The 25892-nt window shown below is 40.3% G+C and carries 12 protein-coding genes; 5 read left to right on the forward strand and 7 right to left on the reverse strand.

Features of this window, described 5'->3' with window-relative positions; all coding sequences use genetic code 11:
- Positions 1-3 precede the first annotated feature (3 nt).
- From NTX44_03890 to NTX44_03905, 4 genes are all read right to left on the reverse strand, one after another.
- Positions 4-2499 carry a T9SS type A sorting domain-containing protein gene (locus NTX44_03890; protein ID MCX6120740.1) on the reverse strand — a complete coding sequence of 832 codons (2496 nt, stop codon included), beginning with the start codon at positions 2497-2499 and terminating at the stop codon, positions 4-6.
- A 143-nt stretch (positions 2500-2642) separates the two neighbouring features.
- Complete coding sequence (locus tag NTX44_03895) at positions 2643-7286, reverse strand: PAS domain S-box protein (GenBank protein ID MCX6120741.1); 4644 nt, start codon at positions 7284-7286, stop codon at positions 2643-2645.
- Positions 7287-7399: 113 nt separating this feature from the next.
- The gene (locus tag NTX44_03900) at positions 7400-8464 is read right to left on the reverse strand and encodes a response regulator (protein ID MCX6120742.1); all 1065 of its coding nucleotides are present in this window, start codon (positions 8462-8464) and stop codon (positions 7400-7402) included.
- A gap of 285 nt (positions 8465-8749) precedes the next feature.
- Positions 8750-12160 carry a PAS domain S-box protein gene (locus NTX44_03905; protein ID MCX6120743.1) on the reverse strand — a complete coding sequence of 1137 codons (3411 nt, stop codon included), beginning with the start codon at positions 12158-12160 and terminating at the stop codon, positions 8750-8752.
- 741 nt (positions 12161-12901) lie between these two features.
- Between NTX44_03905 and NTX44_03910 the strand changes: the two genes are divergently transcribed.
- The gene (locus NTX44_03910; GenBank protein ID MCX6120744.1) at positions 12902-13717 is read left to right on the forward strand and encodes a hypothetical protein; all 816 of its coding nucleotides are present in this window, start codon (positions 12902-12904) and stop codon (positions 13715-13717) included.
- A gap of 649 nt (positions 13718-14366) precedes the next feature.
- On the opposite strand, the gene NTX44_03915 is transcribed toward NTX44_03910, so the two are convergent.
- Entirely contained in the window at positions 14367-14777 is a 411-nt protein-coding gene (locus tag NTX44_03915; GenBank protein ID MCX6120745.1) for a prepilin-type N-terminal cleavage/methylation domain-containing protein, read from the reverse strand.
- A 1337-nt stretch (positions 14778-16114) separates the two neighbouring features.
- Between NTX44_03915 and NTX44_03920 the strand changes: the two genes are divergently transcribed.
- The 4 genes from NTX44_03920 to NTX44_03935 all read left to right on the forward strand — a co-directional run bounded on the left by NTX44_03920 (position 16115) and on the right by NTX44_03935 (position 22727).
- Complete coding sequence (locus tag NTX44_03920) at positions 16115-17959, forward strand: AIPR family protein (protein MCX6120746.1); 1845 nt, start codon at positions 16115-16117, stop codon at positions 17957-17959.
- 215 nt (positions 17960-18174) lie between these two features.
- Positions 18175-18756, forward strand: coding sequence for a hypothetical protein (locus tag NTX44_03925; GenBank protein MCX6120747.1), 582 nt, complete (start codon positions 18175-18177; stop codon positions 18754-18756).
- A 134-nt stretch (positions 18757-18890) separates the two neighbouring features.
- Positions 18891-19712, forward strand: coding sequence for a class I SAM-dependent methyltransferase (locus tag NTX44_03930; protein ID MCX6120748.1), 822 nt, complete (start codon positions 18891-18893; stop codon positions 19710-19712).
- A 429-nt stretch (positions 19713-20141) separates the two neighbouring features.
- Positions 20142-22727: a T9SS type A sorting domain-containing protein gene (locus NTX44_03935; GenBank protein MCX6120749.1), complete on the forward strand. Its 2586-nt coding sequence runs from the start codon at positions 20142-20144 to the stop codon at positions 22725-22727.
- Positions 22728-23139: 412 nt separating this feature from the next.
- Here NTX44_03935 and NTX44_03940 read toward each other — a convergent pair whose 3' ends face one another.
- Both NTX44_03940 and NTX44_03945 read right to left on the reverse strand, forming a co-directional pair.
- Positions 23140-24138 carry a substrate-binding domain-containing protein gene (locus tag NTX44_03940; GenBank protein MCX6120750.1) on the reverse strand — a complete coding sequence of 333 codons (999 nt, stop codon included), beginning with the start codon at positions 24136-24138 and terminating at the stop codon, positions 23140-23142.
- Positions 24139-24237: 99 nt separating this feature from the next.
- The gene (locus NTX44_03945) at positions 24238-25890 is read right to left on the reverse strand and encodes a HAMP domain-containing methyl-accepting chemotaxis protein (GenBank protein ID MCX6120751.1); all 1653 of its coding nucleotides are present in this window, start codon (positions 25888-25890) and stop codon (positions 24238-24240) included.
- Positions 25891-25892 lie beyond the last annotated feature (2 nt).

Genomic DNA, 25892 nt, shown 5'->3' on the forward strand with positions numbered 1-25892 from the left:
TATCTATTTTATTAAAACCATTTTTTTCGTTTGAATATTTTTCCCGTCTTGAAGTTTATAAAAATACACACCGCTTGGTTGACTGGTTGCATCCCATTGAACCGAATACGTTCCAGGGTGTTTCACTTCATTGATGAACATCGCTATTTCACGGCCTAATACATCGTACACTTTTAAAATTGTCAATTCTGAACCGGCAATCGTGAATTGAATATTCGTAACCGGATTGAATGGATTCGGATAATTTTGATACAGTTGGCTGTATATCGGAATAGTCGCAGGAGTCGTTTTCACATCAACTAATGTTGAAAGATCCATCACGCTACCATAGATGCTATAGCCCAGTGAAGGATTGCGTACCTCACTCCAAGCGAAACATATCTTATTTCCATTCAGAGCAAATGATGGATTTTTTTTACTCCCCGGAGTCGCCCTATGAATACAGATAGAATCCTTTTCCCTTACTCCATCTTTCGTGAATGCCCGTGCATAGTAGGAATTGTTTTTCCCCGTAATAAGAAGAAATCTACCTTCCGTCAGTTTACCAATCGTATATCCATCGGGGTTTGTCATTAAATATATTTTCTTCTGAAGTGTATCTCCGTCAGCTGATAAGATTGTTCCATAATACGTCGGAAAATATAAGATATTGTCCCACTCAGGCCATAGTGAGAGAAAAACATTGGCCTGAAGATGAATGCGTGAATTGAGTGTTTTTTCATCCGTCAATGGATTTAATTGGTTTGAATACAAACGTACTTTCGACCCGTAGTGCATCCAGAACGATTGTTTATCATTGATGGATATTTGAAGCGAATAGATATTTTCTTGCGAAATGATACTGTTCTCTTGTATCAAAGAACCACTTTTCGTAAAGAGAAGCATTTTTGCGTTGCTGGAATTCTCTTGTAAGACCAGAACGAATGAACTGTCAGTTAATATCTTTGATATCATCGAAGCAGCTGTAATTGGCTTTCCTGCCACAACAAGACCCTGGCGTACCATTTCACCATTTATTCCAAGAATTGTGTATCCTATTGTATCTTCTCCTGCCGGAGAAAGATGTCTCCAGCAACTGAGCGACGATCCATCTGAAAAGAATTCAATTCCATTGCCTCCTATGACAAGAGGAAAACCATTTTTCTCACCATCGAACGTAATTATTTGTCCGGAGGTTTTGATGCCATCTTCCCATAGAATACAGAATTGATTTTGTCCTGCTGGAAGCACAATAGAATTATCTTCGTTGCTGCCAATCTCATCATCATTAAGTTTGAGGCTATCCAGCACTGAAAGATTCCGATTCCGTGTGAGATATACGTCTTTCCCATCATTCATTCCAAAATAATATGTACTATCAGATATTTTAACAAAATTGTCGCTGTTTGCAAAGTGCTGCATGGAATCAATTTCTGTAAATTCTTGAATGTTTCCATCGATATTAAAAGAATAGAGCCCATGCAACGTCACAGATACATTGCCCCTCCATTCAGAATTAGAAATGAGAAGACTGAAATTGTTATTTACGATTTGAGAAATAGAAATATTCGTCACGTTGGGAATTTGCGCATTGGTCCTCGGAATCGGGAAAGATCGAAAATTAGACAAACGTACACCGCTTTGATTAAACTTGTTAAAATATACCAATCCGGAATCAGCATGAACGAAGAAAATAAGATAAGCAGTATCTGGCAACATGACTGTCTTCAAAACATGTTGCTGTCGAGAGGAATAAATAGTTTCTGATGAATCGAAAGGAAATCCGAGAGGCTGATCTAATGCAAGAACCGAATCTCGATCATTAAAGAAGGTTCCATAGACACCAGAGTTTTTCATGGTGTTTCGATCTATACGACACGATAGTATTGCATAATCGTCCTGCGCGTTGACAGCGAGTGCACTTGCAGATGCAATACGACCATAAGAAAGAGAATCTGAAAGACGAAAGACTTCCGCCCCCTCGGCTTGATATTTAGAGAGACTAAGATGCCCGTCATTGCGAAAGAGGAAAAGATAATTCTTTGAAGTACTCTTACAATCGTAATCAATGCCAAGGTATCCTGTTCCACACCAGGGAAGCACTGCCGATCCTAGAAGATTGGTCTGCATCAACTGATGTGAAGTTCCAAAATAATTACCATAAACATTGAGCGTTTGCTGATCGAAATAAGAACCCATTTTTTCTGATAGAACAAGAAATGAACCATCTGATATACATTGAATGATGTTATTGGAAGGAATGGGATTATTCTTACCTATCAATCGCCCCACAGTATCAAATTCCTGTGCATACCACCCCCCATTTCCATCGCGGTTATCTTCCCAGGCCGCGAGGAAGTGGCCGGATATAAAGGGAAATAAACGGACATTTTGTTGTCGGAATGTTGACGGGTTATTTTCTCCGCTGATGAGAAAATCCTGGACAGACTGTGCATTGACATCCAATATCTCAGTGCAGAAAAAAATGATGATGATTAATAGTTGAAAAGCTTTTTCCAATTGCAGTGCCCCTTCCCTCCATTAAGCACTCTCGCTTCTTCGTTATCTCCTCTGCCATATCAATTATTCAACAATACACTTTCCTATTTGATAATTTGCAAACATTGAATCACCTATCTCGCTTCGGTACACCCTGTTTCCACTCACACTTTCTGATCCAATGCTTGTCGAACGATCCGTAAAATATCATTCGGCTCATACGGCTTTTGGATGAAACCGTTGGCCCCGTCTTTTAAGAGTTCCGATTTTAAATCTGGTTCAAAATAACCGCTGGCAAAGATTACTTTACTATTTGGATTTATCTCTCTTATTTTCTTGAACTCATCAGTTCCCGTCATCACCGGAAGTCCCATATCGGTAAGAACAAGTGCAATCTCTTGTTTATGAGATTGATATACTTGAACTGCCTCAAGGCCGTCACGTGCACAGAGCACCTTGTACCCTTTGGATTCGAGTAAGAAAGTCACCATTTGGATTAGCATTTCTTCATCTTCAACAAACAAAATTGTTTCTGTTCCTCCGATTTCAAATGATTCGGTCGGCAGCTGAGAATCGGCCGTTTGTTTGTTGATCGCTGGGATAGGGAAAAAGAGCCAGAAGGTTGTACCGCAGCCCGGTTCACTCTTGAGATCTATGAAGCCATGATGAACTTGTATAACACCGTATACAACGGACAGACCGAGACCAGTTCCTTTTCCTTTTTCCTTTGTTGTAAAAAACGGATCAAATACGCGAAGGCACGTTGCCTCGTCCATTCCTTTGCCCGTATCGGTTACAGTCAAACAAACGTACGCTTCCGCCTCGGCATCGGGGAATTGCTGGTTCATCTGTTCTTTGGTTCGTTTCTCAGCCACAAGAGAGATTGATCCACCGTTTGGCATAGCATCCCGCGCATTGATGCAGAGATTCAATAACGTTTGATGGACCTGTGTACGATCAGCAAAGATAAACGGAAGATCATTTTCGATGCTCTCTGAGAACGTAATAGTTTTAGGAAAGGTCTGCTCCAACATTGAGAGAAGCTCATGTATCAATACAGAAATATCCATCGGTTCAAATACGACATCAGTTTTCCGTGCAAACGTTAGAATCTGGCGGACAAGCGCAGCTCCCCGCTGTACCGCTTGATTGATAGCGGCAATACTGTTAGCGAATTTATCCGGACTCAGTTTGTTCTTGTCGAGAAGAGAAGAGTATGCCAAAATGATACCGAGTATATTATTAAAGTCGTGCGCAATACCGCCTGCAAGTGTACCGATGCTCTGTATCTTCTGTGTTTGCATAAGCTGGTTCTGCAGCTTTTTTTGTTCAGAAATGTCACGAACAACAATCTGCATGGCAGATTTTTCTTTATAGACTATCGGTAATGCAGCGACTTCGACCTCGATGCAAGATCCATCCAACCGCATGAATTTTTGCTCTATCGGTGGGATTGCATATTCTTCCTTTATGACCGCGATGATCTGCTGATGGACAGAGTCCCGATAATCCGGATGGATGATATCCAAGAACGGCTTACCGATCAACTCCGAAGCGTTGTTTGCACCAAGGAGTGTAATAGCGGCAGGATTCACATATACAATTTTTCCCTCGCTATGCACTGCAATAGCATCTGGAGAAAATTCTACGAGGCGCCTATAGCGTTCTTCACTTTCTTTCAGTTCAATTTCTGCTTTTTTACGTTCGGTGATATCTATGAATATTCCCTCGTAACGCACTATGCGGCCTGCAGCGTCCCGAACGGTTTGTGCCGTTTCGGAGACCCATACAAGACTGCCATCCTTGCGTGGAACCTCATATTCGATTCCGGATACTTTGTTTTGTTGTTCCATCAGCCGCTTAAATTCCTCCCGCTGCTCAGGGTGCACATAGCTTTGTCGGGCGATGTCAGTGCGCTCGCGAATTAACTCCTCGGGCGAGGAGAAACCGAGAATGCGCGCCATAGTAAGATTTGCCTTAAGGAACTTTCCTTCGGGGGTACTTTGGAAAATGCCTTCGGCTGCATTGTCAAAAATCGAACGATAATTCTCTTCAGATTGTCGCAACGCTTTCTCTGCTCGCTTGCGCTCAGTTATATCACGATCAATACCAAGCACCATCTCACGCCCACCCAAAGTGATAATTGTTGTTGAAACCTCGATGGGAAAGATGTGTCCATCCTTATGACGGTGGAAAATTTCCACGTGGATAGTACCCTTTATCCGAAGGTTTTTAATATAGGCGATGCGCTCTTCTCGTGTTCCCTCCGTCGGATTGAGTATATCGATGGAATGGCCGACCAGTTCCTCGCGCGTATACCCGTTCATTTGACAAGCCGCTTCATTGCAATCCACGATTGGCCATGATATACCTGGATTATTGGGATCGATTAATACAATGGCGTCAGGTGAAGCATTGAACAAATCCCGAAATAACTTCTCGCTAATGTGCCTCGCTTCTTCCGCCAGTTTACGTTCGGTGATATCAAAATGGATTCCCTGGCTGCCTATTATTTTTCCATCTGAGGCAAAGACCGGCAATTTTACGACTTGAAAATATTGTGTCATACCGTCTGATTGGGGATATATTTCTTCCAGTTCGATAGGTTTGCCGGTGCTCATAATTAATTTATGGTGGTCAGAATCTTGCTCTGCCAATGTGCGTTGCGTGCCAATCATTTCTGGAGTTCGAGAATTTTCTATCGCTGATTCGTATACTGATAATTCATGGGGCGTCTTACCTAAAATTTCATCCGCATTTAATCCTTTGAGTTGGCAAAAATATGAATTGACGAAGACGTAGCGCCCTTCACTGTCTTTGCGGAAAACTCCGGCGGGAAGTTGCTCAACGAGCGAATGATAAAGCGCTTGCGATTCGTTTATCGCTTTCTCAGCATGCTTACGGTCGGTAATGTTTCTTAAAACACCATCCGTATTTAATAAGCGTTCCCCGTCATATGTTGGTATTGAACGATCCTCAAGGCATACTAATGAACCATCTTTACAGCGCCACCATGCTTCCCATATCGGCGCCTCCGATTTTATATTTGAGCGCAGTTTTTCAAACTCCACATCTTGTTCTGCAAATTGCCCTCCCTCGATCACCTTTGAAAGAAACGCTCGACGCCCTCCCATCTGGCGAACATCAGCAATTGTATAGCCAAGCAATTTCTCAAAAGCAGGGCTGAGATAAGTGAACTCCTGTGTCTGGCCATTGACACTATAAATTACATCTTCAATCGAATTTGTGATTCGCGACAGCGTTTCTTCAGATTTCCGGAGCGCTTCCTCTGCCCGCTTGCGCTCGGTGAGGTCTCTGGCGATTCCCAAAACCACGGTTCCTTTTTCCAATTCTATAGGATACGTTGTGATTTCGACGGGGATTTTATCTCCAGCTTTTCTCTTCAAAATAAATTCATCGGGACCGGTCGGTTTCCCCATGACGTTTTTAACTAAAAGTGCTGCGGCTTTCGGAAATTGATCCAAGGAAAGCAGGTTGAGGTCTAGGAAGCTACCCCCGATGAGTTCTTCCTTATTATAACCTGTAATTATCTCCGCGGCATTATTGCCGTCGATAAAATTTCCTTTCAGATCGCTCAGATAATAAGCATCGGGCGCAAATTTGAATATGAGTTCGAATCGTTCTTTCGACTTTTTGAGCTCTTCCTCTGCCCGGTTGCGCTCGGTGATGTCTTGAATGATTGTTCGTATTCCTGTTATATTTCCTTTTTCATCTTTCAGGAGACCATCATCAAGCAAGACCGGAATTGTTGTTCCATTTTTTCGCGTGTAGGTTCGTTCTACTTGCTTATCACAAGGCATTGTCCCTGCTAACTTGGATAGTATCCTCTTTTTTGATTCTTCCCTATCAGAATTGAACTTCCAGACTGGAGCATCCCGCATTTCTTCCAAGGTATAGCCGAGCATCTCCAATTCCATGCGATTTATATTCTTGATTTTTCCTTTAATATCAATTTCATGATACCCAAGCGGAGCATCATCAAACATCTGCCTGAATTTCTCCTCGCTCTTCTCTATCGCCTCTTCCGTCCGCTTGCGCTCTGTAATGTCGCGTGCGACACCTACCATTGCAATAGGACGACCGAAATTGTTCATGACAATAGATGTCCATAATTCAACCATGAACTCATCGCCGTTCTTGCGCCTATTGCGAATTTCTCCATGCCAACCAACTCTCATTGTTCCTGATTGGACGGCATCACTCTCTTCAGAAGAGACTATTGGCGAACGAATAATTGATATATTTTTCCCAAGCAACTCAGCTTCAGAATATCCATAAGTAGCAAGGAAGGAATCATTGACAAATAGAATTTTATTTTCCAGATCAGTAATAGATATACAATCCCTTGTCGATTTAACAGCTTGTACCAATAATAGACTTTCTTCCTCAACTTTTTTGTGTTCCTGCCGCATTTGTACTTCGGCAAATTCACGCCTCACAACCGGCACAAGACGTGCAAGTTTGTCCTTCATCAGATAGTCGTGCGCTCCGGCTTTCATGAGTTCCACCGCATCTTCTTCGCCAATAGTGCCAGATACAACGATGAACGGAATATCAAGTTTGGTTTTTTGCAGGAGTGCAAGAGCGGCAGGCGCATTAAAACGGGACAGCGTGTAATCTGAAATCACAAGATCCCACTTTTGATTTTCCAATGCACCTTTCATGTCTTTTGCAGTTTCAACCCGTTCGTGGTGAACCGAGTATCCCGCTTTCTTCAACTGACGGAGAACAAGTTCGGCATCGATTTCGGAGTCCTCGACAATCAGAACTCGCAGTGGCGTTTTCATATCAACCTCTCGACTCTCAATGTGATATCAGGTTCAAAGGATTTGGCGAAGTCATGGCTGTACTACATTCGGAGAGATTTTACCGGTACTTCCAATACTTATCAAGTTTCATTTTATTCGGTTGGTTTTGTATGCATGAAGTTAGGATAGAGTTTAGCCATGCACTCAGGACAAATGCCATGTGTAAACTGCGCGCTGGAGTGTTTCATCAAATATGCTTCGAGAGAATTCCAATATCCCTTATCATCACGAATTTTCTTGCAAGATGCGCAGATCGGTAACAGTCCACTTAATGTCTTTACTTCGGCAATCGCTTGTTGGAGTTCAACGATAAGTTTTTCGCGTTCCGACTCAGCTTGTTTGCGTTCAGTGACATCAATAAATGACGATATAATTTTTCGACTGCTTTGAATCATGGCAACCGACATCCATGCTTGCCTTAGATCACCATTTTTACGATAGAATGTAATTTCATATTTATCAGGAGCATCCAGAGGATTGGCAAGCAGTTGACGGTTAAATTCTCTTAGACGATCAAGATCTTCCGGCGGCACTTGTTGTGCCCACCTCATTCCAACAGCTTCTTCTTTTGTAAAGCCGATCATTTGACAAAAGGCACCGTTTACCATGGTGATAGTAGTGTCCGGTTCAACGATCGCTATAGCGGATGAGTTGTTTTCAAATATAACACGAAATTTTTCCTCGCTTTCACGCAATTTCTCTTCCATCCGCTTGCGTTCTTTAATCTCCGCCACAAGCGTTGCGTTTGACTCTTCCAGATCAAATTGCATACGCCGCAAGTTGAGATGGGCTTTTACTCTCGCGATCACTTCCTCTGAATAAAATGGTTTAGTAATATAGTCCACGCCGCCGACTTGGAAACCCTTCAACTTTTTATCTTCATCTCCTAACGCACTGATGAAGATGATGGGAATGGAATTGGTCTTTTCATCTGCTTTGAGGATCCGGCACACTTCGTACCCATCTACATCCGGCATCATAATATCCAAAATAATGAGGGCTGGCGATTTGGCTTGAATGCTGCGGAGAGCTGATTTGCCGTCGCTTGCGGGACGTACTTTGTAACCGGCATCGCTCAAAACATCCATGAGCACGTTGAGGGTTGTTGCCGTATCCTCAACAATCAGAATATCGTCAATCGAATCAATGACACTCATTGTGAATGCTCTGTAAAAATTTATTTATTATTGAGAGTAATTTTTGTTACTGCAAGCTTTCCACCATGCGGTGGAACAGCTCACAAATGCTTTCATCAATATCAAGAATCCTGACGATAACATCAAGCTAGCGTTGCCTTTTCAACATTTCTGCGGCTTGCATTACATGAGAATTCGCAGTTGTGTTTTTCATTAAAACCTCTTGTTTGTTCTTACTTTTATTTAAGTTTGCTTTGTACCTATCAGAATATAATTCCTGACACTACTGATCACTTACATGTATTTTCACCTATTTTTGTTAATCGTTTTTTCGTAGAGATCTCCATAGAGTTTCTTTGCACAATCTGGACAGATGCCATGTGTAAATTTAGCATCGCTATGCTTTTGAATATACCCCTCTACTTGTTGCCAATATCCATTATCATCTCTAATCTTTTTACAGGACGAACAGATCGGCAGTAAGCCACTTAATGTCTTGACATCATTTAACGCTGCCTTAAGTTCCCTGATAAGTTTTTCACGTTCTGCTTCAGCCTGTTTGCGTTCTGTGATATCCTCTTTGACCGCAAGGAAATGAGTGATGACCCTATGTACATCAATAATAGGAGAAATAATAGCAGATTCCCAGTACAGTTCGCCATTTTTCTTTTTGTTGTGAAACTCTCCTCGCCACACACTACCGGAAGTAATCATATCCCAGAGTTGATTATATTCCTCCGCCGGTTTTTCACCAGATTTGAGAATACGCGGATTTTTGCCGATAGCTTCTGCGAGTGAATATCCAGTAATTTCAACGAATTTGGGATTGACATACTCAATTGCACCCGTTGTGTCAGTAATAACTATCGAAGCAGGGCTTTGTTCAACAGCGACGGACAATTTACTCAGTTCTTCCTCAGCTCGTTTGCGCTCGGTAATGTCATGCCCTTGAGCAATTGTGGAGATGAGCATCGTACCGTCCGCGCTGTAAATATTGGCGGAGTTCCAGAGCAGTGTCCTTATTGTCCCATCAACATGCTTTATTGCAATCTCAACGGTTTCCCATTTTTCGCCAGAAACGGTTTTATGGATATATTCCAGCGATTGTCTCTTCGTCTCCTCTGGAAACAGTAATTCGATATTTTCCCCAATGACATCATTTGCATTCCTGCCAGTGATTCGCTCGAACGCCTCATTGAAGCGGGTTATAATAAAATCAGAACTCCAGGTAATGATCGGGGCATTTGCATATCTAAAAAGATTGTCAAGATAATCACGGGTTTCCCTGAGCGCCTCTTCTGCCCATTTACGTTCGGTAATGTCAGTGAATGAACAGATGATTTTTTGGTTTGTTGGAATCACAGCAACAGACATGAGGGAATTTCTGACCTCGCCATTTTTACGATAAAACGAAAACTCGTAATGATCAGGAACGCTTTTGGGATCAATCAATCTTCGTCGGTTATATTCTTTCAGTCTCTCGAGATCTTCCGGAGTAATTTGCTTCGTCCAGCTCATCCCGAGAACTTCCTTCTCCTCGTAACCACTCATTCTGCAATATTCCTTGTTGACCATTGATATCGTTGTATCTCTCTCGATGATCGCCAATGCAGATGAGCTGTTTTCAAATATGACTCGGAATTTTTCCTCACTTTCCCGCAGCGCTTCTTCCGCCAGCCTCCTGTCAGTGATATCTCTAATATTGCACTGAATGACTTTATAGTGGTCGACGAGATAAACATTGCTGACAAACTCCACATGGAAAATCCGGCCATCTTTTGTTTCCAACGGCATATCTTCGTAACGGATATATTCCTTCTGTTGTAATTCTAAAAAATTCTTCTCGTTCGCTGCTGTATCTTTGAGGAACCCCACTTCCCAGAGTTTCTTCCCAAGAAATTGTTCATGTGTGTAACCCAGCATCTCGATTAAAAATGGATTTGCATCAACAATCATTCCCGTCTTAGCATCAAGGATGAGAATGCCATCTCTTGCCGCCTCAAAGAGCCGGCGATAACGTGTTTCCGAATTCCGCAATGCTTCCGCAGATTTATACTGCTCCTGGTAGAAACGAGTACGTTGTTGCCGCCAAATAAAACCCATACTGGTACCTGCGCCGACAAATAAGGCGCCTACAAGAATGATTGTCAGCCACAATCTTTCTTTCAGAGGCGCATACACCTCCTCCATATCCATACGAGCTACCAAAAACCAAGGAGATTCCGGAACTGCTCGCACATAGCCAATAACCTGTGCTCCACGATAGTCTATACCTTCTACAATTCCTTCACTACCTAAAGATGCTTTTACTGCGAGAACATTTTTATTTTCTAATGGAATTCGCAGATTCAAAGCTGCATCCTTGCGAAATCTAAGATCATTGAGAAACAGCACATCGTTCCCATCCTTGCGGATGAGTATAGTCTCAGCTGTCCGGCTTAAGGTAGGCCATTCCTTAATAAGCGGATAGAGATATTCCTCGGGACTAATCCGGAGCGCCAGAACAGCGATCAACCGTTTTGTGGAACGATCTTCCAGAATCGGAACAAGAACCTTTAGATAGATGTGTTGATCTTGATCGTTCCGATAAAAATCCTGAAAGGCAATATTCCCTGACTGAAGTATTTCAATATTTTCTTGGCCAATGACTAAACTCGCTCGTTCCTTATTCTCCGGGAACACGAGTACCGTATTCAATTGTGAATCCAGCAGCATCATGAGATCGTAACTATAAGCGTTCTGTAATTGTCCTGCCCATGTCAGAATTCCCTTCTTCGCATCGCGGTCATTGTGATTTTGGAAGTACCGTTTCACGACTGCAGAAAACAAATCGTTCTTGTAAAAGATCTTTCCATCCCCCAGTCGTTCTTTTCGCCACTGAACCAATTGATTGACCTTTAAATCCGAAATAGCAGACAGCTGTTGTTCTACTTCAGTGCGATAGTTCTTCTCATAGTTGCGATAAGCAAAATAACTGCCGGTGACAATACCCGCTGCAAGAAGAACGAAAATCAATAAAAGAACATAGGACACTCGTGCAGTTGCTGCATTTTTTATTCCGTCATAAGACCAGACGTGAAGTCCGGCATTCACAAACAGGCCAATCGAGAGAATGAGAAAAGCAAGAGAGGTAGGCAATGACGGGGGAATAACACCTGCACCATACATCAAGGGTGATACAAGGAGATATGCAATCAGAAAAAGTAAAAAAGTTAAGATGACTAGAGAAGCTAATACCAAAGCAATCCATACTCGTTTTGAGCGTTCACGTGATTGCGAAAGTGTCAGTAAGAATGCCAAAGCGCACAACACAAAGCAGATTGCTGTTGCCGGAGACATGTGTCCAAGAGAAATACCATTAAGAGAGTCAGTGATAGTAAAACCAAGGTACTCGATACGTGAAAATATTCCCGCGAGAGATGAGAAGAAGAAGATCATTCCTAAGACGGCAACGAGCACACCGATCAATATGCCCACATAGTACATCCTGCGGTTTTGAGGCATGCGACTGCGAAGAGAGAGCGCAATTCCCATCAGCACAAAAAATAACGCTGTGCTTGGCGCCATCGGTATAAGATTTACACCAAAGCTGGTCAAAGAAGGAGATTGGAAAGCCCATCCAAACAGGACGAGAAGCCCCAGACCCGCTGTAACAATCCCGGCAATGAATATGAATATATATCCGGTTCGATGTACGATATGTTCAGAATATTTCATAAAGAGAATTCTTTATAGAGAAACCTTCGCAAGGTTAGTGTTGCCGACATCGATAACGTCGGCTTTTCTTCAACCAATGACCACCTCTCACGGCTGCAACCGTATGTTCGCATTTGTAACAAGTTTGAAATGATAGATGGTTCCACAGTTCATTTCTTATCCAATTCTTCCCACCGGACATGAGTAGCATCCTTATCGAGCCAACGAGAACAATGAAGTACCGTTTTTTGATGATAGATAGTGTAGCGGTCGGGGACTTCATTGTCTCAATGCTCCTTCCCATATACTTTGGTCTGCGATTGAAGTCTTCTCTGAAAAGATATAACAGAAGACACAATCACAAACCTAAAAAACGGCGCTACGGGAACAATGTTCATCGCATATTACGCGCCATAAGCTATAAAGATTGCGGGTTCAATGGTAAGTCATATGAGTGGGTCGTACATTGCAGATGTAGCAAAAGCACGGTCTGGTATACACCCGCTCCCTCTTGAACTCGTAACTCTTGCCAGAAGTTACATGAATTCTTACAAGGAAACAATTCAGGAACCATTCAACTTTAAGTTACATAAACTGCCTGCTGGTCGGATTGAGCACTCTCTGCTCATTTTATGCCTTTTTCTATTCATTTTCACGCTGTAGTTTGCTACGCATTGACTCAAAAAGGATGTAACTTTAGCAGCAATGCATGGGAGTCGTTGACTCATAATATAGGTAACCCAAATTGGAGGATCCTATTTTATGGGCATCAACGGAAAACACGAATATCTTCAAGCGATTCTAGAACGCTCTCATCGAGTCACCAAGAAGCAGAAGCGCAAAATTCTCGATGAGTTCTGTGCTGTTTGTGAATACAATCGCAAATACGCAATCCAACTCCTCAATGGCAGACGAACGAGACCACAGCGACTTCAAAAACAACACCGTGGGCGACCCAAGAAATATGCTGATCCGACTCTCTTAATCGTGCTGAGACGCATTTGGATAGCTTTGAACCTGCCATGTTCCAAGCGACTCAAAGCTGCACTTCCACTGTGGCTCCCATTCTACGCTCTTCAATATCGTACGACGCTGAGCATAAAACAACATGCCTTACTTCTGAGTATCTCACCAGCAACCATCGACCGCTTGATGGTTGCTCTTCGCAACTCTGCACGCAAACAAGGGCTCTGTACTACTAAGCCTGGCTCGCTGCTCAAACAACACATTCCCATCAACACTGATCAATGGGATGTCACTCGTCCTGGCTTCCTCGAAGCTGATACCGTTGCTCATTGTGGTACTTCCACCGAAGGAATGTTCGTCTTTACAGTCAATTGCATCGATTTAGCTGCTTCCTGGCGTGAGCAACGTGCCGTCTGGGGCAAAGGGAAACGTCGTGTCTTACTGGCTCTCCAAGACATCGACACTCGTTGCCTTTCCCACTGCTTGGCTTTGATTGCGATAACGGTTCCGAATTTCTTAATTGGTCCATTCTCAAATACTTCACCAACCGTAAACGCCCTGTGCAATTTACTCGCTCGCGGCCCTATCACAAAAACGATAACGCGCACATAGAAGAAAAGAACTGGACACTCGTCAGACAATACCTCGGCTATCAACGATTGGCGAAACCCTGCTGAGCCGATCAACTCAATGAACTTTTAGCGCTCACAATGGAGGCTCCTGATGAACTTTTTTATCCCTTCTACTAAGCTCATCCGCAAAGAACGTCGAGGTTCTCATATTGTCAAAGTCTACGATCACCCTCAAACTCCTTTCCAACGTCTTCTCATTTCCTCTGTGCTCTCTCGTAAAACAAAAAATATCTTCTAAATATTTATTCTTCTTTGAATCCCTTTTTGCTGCAACAACTGGTCTTTAAGAAAATCGAAGCTCTCCTTGTGCAAGCCGAACACCTTCCACGATATGCTGCAAAAGAACCTCCTTCTTCGTAGTTTTCGGTTACCTTTATTTATGAGGCAACACGTATCTCAGTAAATAAAAGAAAAAATTAATTTCTTATTATTACATTTTTATTTTTTACGTACAATGTTCAGGATCAATTCTAAATTTAGTTTTGTGAAATACCCATGAAGAATATATAAGTGCTGATGTAAAATGTGATTTGAGATTTGTGATTTATTACTGGAGGAACGGAAAATAGACTGCGGACTATTAACAACGAATGACTGATTTCTTGTGGTTGACTGCTGATTACCGTCCATCAATCTGGTACTTTTTCTATAATCGTTCCTGTCTCATCCACGACCCAAACATTCAATATTCCGTTATTATTAAAATCCACAACAGATGTTGCTTGTGCTGTAAATCCCTTTTCATCTGCTGTGAGCACTTCAATTTTGTATCGTGCTTGTCCACCTTCAGCAATTAACTTGGTCTGCTCAAACCCGATCTCTGGTAATAGTTGAGCGTAATGATCATGCTCAAACTTATAGCTTTGTTCCAATGTGTACACTTGCTTAAGCATTAATTTAGCTTCTGTGGTTTTTGCTTTTGTAACGAGTGGAAGCAATTTAGGCAGTGCCAACAACACCAACACACCGATAATAACCAGAACTACCATAAGCTCTGTTAGGGAAAAGCCCTTTCGTTCACTGATTTTATATCGTTTCATAACTACTCCTTTCAAAAACAATTTCAAAATTCTATAACCTATAATTTTAAAATTATAAACAATTTACTTGTTCGGATTCAATATTTGTTTGTGAATAGTACATAGTGGGCTATTTTCACATAGTTAATTATTTAAAAGTTAGATTCCCGTTAGTCTAGACACGTTGGAAGGGGAATCCAAAATAGCCACTACCGATTTGTCTATTGGATTTTGCAATTCATTTATTTTATTGAATTGATACCCCACATTTGAAAGATGGTGTTTGTGTGTGGTGAACAACCGGTAGAGTTTACTTAATACTATGGGTTTTTTCTGTTTGAGTCAACAGGGCAAAACGGATGAATGAAGGGGTCAATAAAAAAAGCCTCGATTTCCGGTATATTAGATTGAGACTTTGTTAAATCATTCTATGATCTATTACGCTGCATTTACGCTACTTAAAGATTCCGCGGGAATGTTCATTTCTTTGCTTAGTTTCCGTGTCATATTAAGAGAAAGCGAACGCATATTATTAAAAATCTCTGTAACCCTGTTTCTTCCACCGATTTAAATAGCGAAACTCCCTCACAACTTGAGACCACCTCTCCGACCGCTCTCAGCGATCGGAGAGGTAATGATTGTGTCCAATCATTTCATCCTGATTTGGAACAGAGCTTCATCCACTTCATCACTCTTCACGAGGAATTGATAATAGATTTAAAACCTTTCAATCTTATTATTACTTGAGAATATCCGTGTCGTTAAGGAGAAATACTATGCGTTACTTTATTATTCGTTCCGACAGAGCGTAATCCTCCCTAAGCGTCTGACATCTGGTAGTGTATCAGGCGCTTTAGTTTTTGATAAGAAACGTACTTTACGCGTTATTTAAAAAAATCCTGTGTAGTTTTAGTCATCGCGCTGGCTGGCGAAATGACTTGAATATTGTAGCAAACTAACGCTTGTTACATTCTCAGGCCTCCGACTTATTGACAATGATTTTAATCAGAGCTACATTATCACCAAGTAGTTGCGGCTGGGCTGGGTACGTTAAGCGTGGCGAATAGAAGCATCATTCATTATAAGAGTTTCTTCCGAATAAACTTTAGAAATAGAAACACGCTTCGCGTGTTACATTATCAGGCCTCCGGCTGTGGAGGTACTAAGCATCTACTACTTTTCTCCATCTTCAAAGAAAATCCTAAAATGATAGAATACAGGTCTGCCTATCATGTATTTAAAGAACAAAACATGGACAATGTCTATAGCTTATGCTAATATGCATAAATAATAGAATTACTCTATCTAAGCAGTAGTTATACCGCTTGCGACATTAAAAATATATCATAGAGGTAACAGTGAGCATTAGCAAGTATCAAACATTATTAAATATTCTAGATCGAATCAGATCTGAGGCAACGCCTCGATATGAAAAAAAATACAATCCTGCGTCGGAAATTGAAGCTATCAATCAAGCAAGGTCTCGTGCGTTTATACACCTTTATTTAAAGGTTAGTTTCGGATTATTAGAGTTCGAAGATCGGGAGCACTTTGTCACAGATGGAGCATATGATGGAGGAATAGATGGATACTACATTAATAATGAAAATAAAACTATCTATTTTATACAATCAAAATTTCGAACGACTGAAGATAATTTTGAAAATAAAAAGATAGAGCTTGAAGAAATCCTGAGAATGGATATAAATAGAATACTTGAAGGTGAAGCAAACGATGAACAAGGTAATGATTACAGCGGGAAAATAAAACAACTGCAACGAGAAATTTCTACATTAGACAATATTGCAAGATATTCGTATCGAGTCATTATTATCGCAAACTTGTTTGGAATACAAGAATCGAAGTTAAGGACTTTATGCGGTGGATATGCAGTTGAAGTACTAAATTGTGATAAATGCTATGAGCAACTTGTGTTTCCGGTTATATCGGGTACATATTTTAACGCTTCAGATATGAATATTTTTATTGACTTGAGCAATAAAAGTGCCGGGAGTAAAATCAGCTATAATGTGCAGACTAAAAATAATGAATGTGAAATTACTGTGCTCTTCGTTCCTACCTTAGAAATTGGTAGAATAATGAGTAAGTATAAAAACTCAATATTGAAATTTAATCCAAGAAGTTATTTAGAGCTCGAGGGACAAAAGGTAAATGAGGCGATAAAAGAAACTATACTAAGCAAAGACACAAACGAGTTTGCCTTGTTTAATAACGGTATAACAATGTTATCTGATGAGACATATATTAATGAAAAAATAGGGCAAAAAAATAAAGCACAATTGAGTATTAAGAATCCCCAAATTATCAATGGTGGACAAACGGCATTTACTCTAAGCCGAATATTCGATAAGCACAAGAACAATAACGTTGAACAAATATTTCATAATAAAGAAGTTCTGCTTAAAGTAATAACTTTGATCGGAAGCAAAGGTCGTGTAGACACAATATCATTAATAGACGAGATCTCTATCGCAACGAATCAGCAAACTCCAGTAATCATCGCTGATAGATTCTCGAATTCAGATATCCATGCTACGATCCAGAAATGCCTCTTCGAACGTTATGGTATACTTTATGAACGAAAACGAGGAGAGTTTGGCGACGGTCTTTATAATCAATATGTTCATTCAGAGCAGATCATAGAACGAAACCTGTTTTTCAGAATATACTATTCTGCAAACGGTGATATTAATAAAGGCATCCAAAAGAAATTGTTTATTCGCCAAGATTTTACACTTGAGACATTAAAGCAAGTTGATAAATTTGACAATTTCTATTTTGGATTCCTTTGCTTTAAGGAATTGATAAAAGGAAGACGGCCATTCGAAAAAATGCAAAAAGATATCTACGGAATGGTTTATGCAATGACAAAGATGTACAAACCAACAACGGTTGAGCAATATGAGTCAGCCATTGCTGGAAGCTTGCCAGAATTTAAAAGTTTGTGGAAAGTTTTTATTAGTTCTACCGGAGCTAATAACAAGAAATATTATCGAACATTTATCGACAGGGAAACAAGACAACCACGATCTGCATTCAGTGAGAACCGATGGTATAAAAGCAAAGATTTTCAACCAAATGTGCGTAAGTATTTTGATAATCCTACTGCCCATTGTTCAAAATTGAATGACAGTAGCGATACTTGTTCTAGCTCAGATACTACCATAGAAAAGACAGTCTAATGTCAAAAAAATGCGCAAGCGGTATAACCAGGCGCTCAAGCTGACGGTTGAGAGCTGGGTACATTAAACATGGCGGGCATAGGTTTTAGTCTTAATAATTTCTTTTTCAGCATGAACTATAGATATAGAGACACGCTTCGCGTGTCACAGTTACAGGGCTCCGCCTCGATTTATTGGGAGTCGGTCCGTTAGGGCACAATTTTTCAGGAGACTTGATGGATAACGTGTCTGGATGGTTTGCGAAAGCATACCTTATAAATATTTTCGTTATTAGTGCATCATTTTCACAAATAAATAGTGCAAGTAATGCCACTGATCTTCAAAATGCCCCTTGCAGTTTATATAAATTGAGTCTTGGCATTGGTGTTGGAACAATGGATGTTAGCGGAACAGCATCATTTGCATACGACTTTTCGGGTCAGTTTCTTTCCATACATGCTGTTGCAACAGACGAATTTAAACTTTTTGGCGACAATCCAGTAGAACGTATCGGAGATATAGGCATCCTTTATGGAGTATCCGCTCGATGGGGTAAATGGTATGCTTCAACTGGTGCCGGCATTAGCTATGTACACTCTATTAATCGAGGTAAACTGATACGTAGGGCAAATGAAATGTTTGGTGCTGATGACTATGAAGAAATCTCTCGTTCGTCAGTTGGTTTACCTATTCAAGTTGAAATATCAGTAGCACCATTTTCTTATTTGGGTGTAGCGATAATAGGATTTGCCAATATCAATAGTATAAAAGCCTATGGTGGAATAACGTTTTGTATTCAAATTGGCAAACTACACTAATTGCAAAGAAGGTTGTGCCCTGACCAGGCGCTTCCTGCTATCCCGCTACAAAACAGCGGGACGCACAAAACGCGGAAAGTAGCGGGTATGTTAGCGGCAATTAAGAAATACGTTGAGAACCAAAGGAATAAAACATGAATAATAAAATTAAAGTCGAATTAGGAGACATTCAAAAAACTCTTTTTATGCCGGTATGGGCAAGAGCAGTTGAAGCTAAGAAGAGTAAACAAATATTCATTGATAAAGCAGCAGTAGAAATTATTGATCTCGTTGATTATGATTTTTCGCGGATGTCAAAAAATGTATCTGAAATTAGTCAGATTGCATGGATCGCTCGCTGCAAAAGATTTGATTCCGTAATAGAAAACTTCATCAAAAATCATCCCAACGGAACAATTGTAAATATTGGTTGTGGATTGGATACTACCTATGAAAGGCTTAATAATAAGTCGATTCTTTGGTATGACTTAGACCTTCCGGATGTGATAGATTTAAGAAAGAAATTCATGATGGAGAATGAAAATAGACAATTTATCTCATGCTCTTTTCTTGACACAAAATGGTTTAATAAGATTGTTATCCCTGATAAGGTTCTGTTTATAGCAACCGGAGTATTCGTTTATTTTGAAGAAGGAGAAATAAAGAATTTCATTGTTAAGCTCGCCGACAAATTTGATAATTCCGAAATAATATTTGATGTAACTTCACCTAAAGGAGTTCATATAGCAAACCAAGTAATTCATAAATCTGGATTGGATTCCAAATCATTCTTTAAATGGGGTCTAAAAAACAAGTCAATCATAACTTCATGGGATAAGAGGATTAGCATATTAAATACGTTTTACACATTTAAGATAAAGGGGCTTGGATTGAGTTTTAGAAATAAACTTATGGGCTTGCTTTCAGATTCTCTTGACGTGCAGTATATGCTACATTTGTCGATATCAAAAACATAAAATGCCGCCTAATCAGGCGCTCCTCGCTATGCGGGGTTTCGCATAAAGCGCTCAACAAGTCCCGCTATCAATAATTAATCTATTTTAGCGGGATGGCGCCTTCGGCGCTCACTGACGGTTGAGAGCTGCCCGCCTACGTTTAAAAGCAAACTTCGGCGGGCATAGTAGGTTAAGTCCCGCTGTACGGGATGCAGGAAAGCGGCACATGGCAAGCATAGGTTTTAGTCTTAATAATTTCTTTTTCAGCATGAACTTGTTTCGTTTTTAGCAATTTGCGGGTTATCGTTGCCGCAGCTTAGCCGCCAACCGTTAGGTTGCCAGATTTATTATTTTTAATCAGAGAACTCCATATCGTTTGAATTGTAACATAAAATACCGTTGTCACTGTAACAATATTATAAATAGAGTTTTCAAACTTCTAGGATAATCATGAATAATATACTTACAACAATATTTATTTTAATTCAGTGCGAAGTTTCTTTCGCACAGAGTCAACAAACGGTTCTATATGTCTCCCCTAACGGCAACGACAATGATTCAGGGTTAACTAAGAATTATCCGTTGAAAACAATAAGTTATGCCCTTTCTAAGCTAAATGGAAATTTCAATGTAACGGATACACTAAACCTCTTACCGGGTATTTACAGTAAAAATACAAACGGTGAGAAATATGAATTAGTACTTAAAAGTAACCTTTGTTTAAACGGCAGCGGGGTTAATGAAACGATTCTAATGGGTGATTTCAGTTCCGGAATTCTTTTTCTGAGTAATATTTCTAATATAACAATACAGAACTTAAAAATAACAAGTGGGGATTACGGACTTGGCGGAGGGATATATTGTAACGCTTCCAGTCCTACAATTATAAATGTAATAATAAGTAACTGTCATTCATTACAAGGTGGAGCGATAAATTCTTCTTTCGGCGCCTATCCTACATTAATAAATGTCTTGCTTTATAATAATATAGCTGATGATTGGGGAGGAGCTCTTTATGGTTATCATGCAAGTTATAATTTGGTAAATGTCACAATTGCATATAACAAATCTAAGGACCTGGGTGGTGGAATCTACTGTCAGGCGACTTCTATAAAAGCTGTAAATTCAATAATGTGGAACAATACACCTCAACAGATTTTTTTTTATGACCTCGACTCACCAAATTCAGTTAATATTTCGTACTCTGATATTCAGGACGGTAGAAACGGAATATGGGATAATGCAAACGGTAATGTTGTACTTCAACAAGGAACCAACATAACGAGAGATCCTCTATTTATCGATGCACAAAATGGGAATTTTCATCTAAATGATAATAGCTATTGTATTGGAACAGGCATTAATAATGAAGATGCGCCGCGAGAGGATATTGAAGGAAACGCCAGACAAGTTAATCCCAATTCTAGTGTAGATTTGGGTGCGTATGAAAATTCTTTAGACATTCCGTTGTCAGGCTTGTTAATTGCAGACTTTACATCATACGTAAGAGAAGGATATCCGCCGTTAGAAATTCATTTTATAAATCTTTCACGTTCAATTAACAAAGATATTGTGTGGGAATGGGACTTTAATAATGACGGGCAACCAGATTCATATGAGAAAGAACCTACCTGGATATTTGAAGAACCCGGATTTTATAATGTTACTTTAAAAACTTCCGATAACTCAATATCCGATTCCCTCACTATTAAAGACTTTATTACAATATATAAAAAAGGAATTACTTGGATTTCTCCTACGGGTTCCGACTCTAGAAACGGAACACTGGAAAATCCTTTTTTATCTATACAAAGAGGAATAAATCTCTCTGCTATTAATGATACAATCCTATTAGAACCGGGAGTTTATAATGAAAATATTGATTATAAAGGAAAAAATATAACTATTGGCTCTAGATTTTTATTAACAAATGATACTTCTTTTATTTCGTCGACAAGAATTAGAGGTAACCCGGGATATAATGTTGTCAAATTTTTAAACAATGAGAATAATAATGCAGTACTTACCGGATTGACAGTAGAAAACGGAAGAGATGTTCAGGAGGGTGGAGGGATATATTGCAGGGGCTCTCAACCGACCTTAAGAAATTTAAAAATTATAAATAATTCTTCCGTTGGATTTGGAGGAGGATTAGCATGCCGGGATAATGCAAGCCCTATATTACTCGATATAACCATTAAAAATAATACTTCAAGCATGGGTGGCGGAATAAGCTGTATTGGAAATTCTAATCCGAGAATAGAAAGAGTTTTACTTTTTAAAAATACTGCTATATGGCAAGGTAATGCACTAAATATGCTTTCAAGTAGCGATCCTGAAATAATTAATTGTACAATTAGTCAAAACCTGGGCAGTCCAACCGGCGCTTATATTGAACATTCATCACCATTATTTCTTAATAGTATTTTATGGGGTAACGGTTTCTCAGAAATTAAACTTTTCGGTGCAGAAATAAATATCGCTTACTCTGATATAAAGGGAGGTAAAAATAACATAGTTTATGAGAGCGGTTACACTATCAACTGGTTGCAGAACAATATAAATATGGATCCTAAATTCGAAGATATTACCAGAGATAATTTTAAACTTAAGCAAAGCAGCTCTTGCATAGACGCAGGTACAGATTTTTTTCTTTGGCAGAATGAAGCGGTACTTAATCTTTTTCATGAATATTATACCGGGTTAAAACCTGATATGGGAATATTTGAAAATCAATACGTTACAGACATATTCGAAGAAAAGATATTACCGCAAGTATTTAATCTTCGCCAGAACTTTCCGAATCCATTTAATCCAAGCACCTATATAAGTTATTCAATTCCTAACAATTGTTTTGTAATGATAAAAATATACGATGCACTGGGAAGAGAGTTAGAAACTTTAGTTAATGAAGGAAAAAAAGCTGGAGATTATGAGATTAAATTTGATGGAAGTAGACTTACTAGCGGAATTTATTTTTATCGTCTACAAGCTGGTTCATTCACAGAAACAAAGAAACTGGTTCTGCTGAAGTGAGACAAATGCAATAGGGTAGTTGTGAAAGCCGATTCATTTCTGGATCGGCTTTTTGTTTTGTTGGAAGCGTATGTTCTTATTTGAGTTTACTGAGATTGAATTGAAATTTCTTCCCTGCGTAATCCTTCCGTTGTTGCACGAACTTTTATCGCTCCTCTTTTTCCATATAGAGAACGTATGATGAACATACATTGCCCCTGGAATGCCTTATAGCGATCCGATTGAAACGAATCGTCTCTTCTGGATGTCGCGCTCCCGACTTTGTCAGGGCGCGTGGATTGAAACAATACACTACAGAGTTTGGTTGATTTCCTTCCCCTTCTGTAAAACAAAATCGCCCAACGTACATTGGGCGATTTTGTTTACATACAATTTATAGCAACATTTATCAATGTCGCTCATGAAATCATCCTCAACGATTCACTGCTTCCTTGAGCAACCATTTCCTCCAATTCAAAGACCATTCGTCTAAATTCTCTTTCGTGACCCGTGTCAGTGGGGCAGAAATGGATTCTTCAGCTGGAGCTTTATTCATTAGCACCTTGTCAAGTAAAAGCTCAACAGACTTATATCCCCAAGAAAAACAGTCCTGTGCAATAAGAACTTGCGCATGTCCGCTCCTGATGTATTCTAATTCAACAGGGAGCGCATCGGCAGCAACAATCTTGGCATGCCCCGGTTCCCATTTTATTCCATTTTTCATAAAGAGCGGCCAAGCACCGATAAACGCCCAACCTCCAATTTGAGGATATTCTTTTTGCGCTCTTGCAACCACCTCAGATGCTCTCGCAGGAATTTCATCATGATAAAAGACTCCATTTGGCAGGAGTTTCATAGATGGATATTTTTTAAGTTCTTCAGTGACAGCTTTAACGCGTTGCTGAAGGTTTTGTGCATTCTTATTACCGGCGAGAATTGCTATGACACCCTTTTCATTCATTTCTTGAGCAAGCTCTTTCATGATTACACGTCCGAGTTCAGCATTATCGGAAGCATAATATGCAAAACGTTTGCTCTTTGGTGCATCGGCATCAAAGCAAACTACCTGTGTACCGAGATCTACCGCTTTGTTGATTGGAGAAGTTATTGTATTCGCATCGCTGGGTGCAATGGCAATTCCAGCTGCACCAGATTGACTAAGCCGTTCAATTGCCTGAATTTGTTCCTTTGGGTTCTCAGTTTGCGGTGTCTGCCAGTCGATAATAACCTGGACTCCATATTTAGCTCCAAGTTCTTTTGCAGCAACACGGGCTCCAGAATATGCGGCTGTAAACACATCATTCGACTTGCTTTTTCCTATAAATCCTATTGTGATGCTCTTCGCATTCTCTTTTTTGTTGTTTACTTGAGCTAGAATCAAACCAGAACTTATAAAAACTAGGCAACAGAGAAGAACTATTCTTTTTTTCATAGTATTTTTATCCTTTCGATTATTTTTTAAAAATGTACTGTTCATTTTCAAAGATTATTGCCCCTATTGAGTTTTGATTTGATAGTAATATATCCTTTTTTATTTTTCCGTCCAATTTCTATGAATAGCCGGTAATGAAGAACCTTCTTCAATAGCGTATTTCGAACGTGGCTTCAATTCAAATGATTTCTGTGGAGACACAGAAAATACCTCATGTTCCTTTTGTGCTGTTAACTTGAACTGACCGACGAGGTGTTGAAGAGCTTCCGTCAATCGATTCAGATCTTCGGCTGCGCGTGCTATTTGCTGGGTGCCTGAAGCTGTTTGTTGAGTAACCGTGGCAATAGCTTCCATGTTCTTACTGATTTGTTCGCTGGTGCTCGATTGCTCTTCGTTTGCAACCGCAATCTGAGTCACCATTTGTGTTACCTTTTGTGAGGTCTGCACGATCTCCTGCAGCGACGTTCCTGCCCGATCTGCTAACACAATCCCTGCATCTACCTGCTTTGTGGCATTCGCCATTGAGCTGACGGCACCATGACTATCTGCCTGAATTTGCTGAATCATGCCTGCAATTTGTTTTGTCGCTTTTGTGGTCTGTTCTGCTAATTTTCTCACTTCATCGGCAACCACTGCAAATCCACGACCTTGTTCACCAGCCCTCGCCGCTTCGATAGCCGCATTGAGAGCTAACAGATTTGTTTGGTCGGCAATATGCTCGATCACACCAATGATCTCACCAATTTCATCACTTGATTTACCAAGATTTTGAATTGTGCCTGCAGACTCTCGTACAACATTCGCGATCTGTTTCATTTCGATCACAGTGTCTGTAACGACCTTTCCACCTTGTTCTGCAGCGGTTTTGGCCTGTTCCGCAGTATGTGCAGTTTCCCCCGCATTCTCTGAATTCACGGCGATGGTTTTTGCCATTTGCTCAACCGCCCTTGCTATTTCCTCCGATTGTGTGGTCTGTTCTTGAGAACCCGCTGCCATCTCTTCCGTGCTTGAGCTTATCTCTGAACTTGCGCTTGCAACGGAAGCGGCTGTCTCTGACACTTTAATTAATGTTTCGCGGATAGATCCAACAAAACGATCGAAGGCATGTTGAAGCTGGCCCATTTCATCTTCCCGTATAGTGTTAAATTGCGTATTCAAATCTGCATTGTCGATACTTATCTGCACGGCTTTGATGTCTTTAACTAATACACGGGCAAAGAAAATAACATACCAAATTCCTAATATGAGAATTAATATATTGAATGCGGCAGATAATAATATTTGTCTATTCATGCTTTCCAAAACCGGTGCCATGGTAACACCAACAATCGTTGTACCTAACTTCCTGTTCTTATATTCGATTGGATGAATCGCCACAACAACGTCTCTTGCATCGTCAAATGTTTCACGCCGTATGAGTGTTGGCAAATCATATGTTAGCTTTCTTGGATTATGTTCAATAATTATTTTATTGGATTCGTCAAGGATCAATATAAAGGCGACAGCAGCATCTCCCTTCGCCCAGTCGAAAGATGTTTGAACAAGATCGAAGTTGCCGTCATTCAAACCTGCTCCAACCGAGAAGGAGAGCGTTTCTGAAAGCAACCGTGCATTACGGTCAGATGCTTCACGTCCAGCCGACTGCTGGTTGATTGCAAAGTAAATGATTCCGAAAAGAGAGATCGCTAACAACGGAATGAGAAATCTCACAATCAATGTGGTTTGCAAAGATCTTTTAAATATGTCCATCATGA

The sequence above is a fragment of the Ignavibacteriales bacterium genome (assembly GCA_026390575.1).
GTDB lineage: Bacteria > Bacteroidota > Ignavibacteria > UBA10030 > UBA10030 > Fen-1298.

What these genes read in the sequence shown, in the direction of transcription:
- NTX44_03930 (MCX6120748.1), top strand. Translation starts at nt 18,891, where the DNA reads ATGAATAATAAAATTAAAGTCGAATTAGGAGACATTCAAAAAACTCTT.
- NTX44_03935 (MCX6120749.1), top strand. Translation starts at nt 20,142, where the DNA reads ATGAATAATATACTTACAACAATATTTATTTTAATTCAGTGCGAAGTT.
- NTX44_03900 (MCX6120742.1), bottom strand. Translation starts at nt 8,464, where the DNA reads ATGAGTGTCATTGATTCGATTGACGATATTCTGATTGTTGAGGATACG.
- NTX44_03945 (MCX6120751.1), bottom strand. Translation starts at nt 25,890, where the DNA reads ATGATGGACATATTTAAAAGATCTTTGCAAACCACATTGATTGTGAGA.
- NTX44_03940 (MCX6120750.1), bottom strand. Translation starts at nt 24,138, where the DNA reads ATGAAAAAAAGAATAGTTCTTCTCTGTTGCCTAGTTTTTATAAGTTCT.
- NTX44_03915 (MCX6120745.1), bottom strand. Translation starts at nt 14,777, where the DNA reads ATGAAACGATATAAAATCAGTGAACGAAAGGGCTTTTCCCTAACAGAG.
- NTX44_03925 (MCX6120747.1), top strand. Translation starts at nt 18,175, where the DNA reads ATGGATAACGTGTCTGGATGGTTTGCGAAAGCATACCTTATAAATATT.
- NTX44_03905 (MCX6120743.1), bottom strand. Translation starts at nt 12,160, where the DNA reads ATGAAATATTCTGAACATATCGTACATCGAACCGGATATATATTCATA.
- NTX44_03910 (MCX6120744.1), top strand. Translation starts at nt 12,902, where the DNA reads ATGGGCATCAACGGAAAACACGAATATCTTCAAGCGATTCTAGAACGC.
- NTX44_03895 (MCX6120741.1), bottom strand. Translation starts at nt 7,286, where the DNA reads ATGAAAACGCCACTGCGAGTTCTGATTGTCGAGGACTCCGAAATCGAT.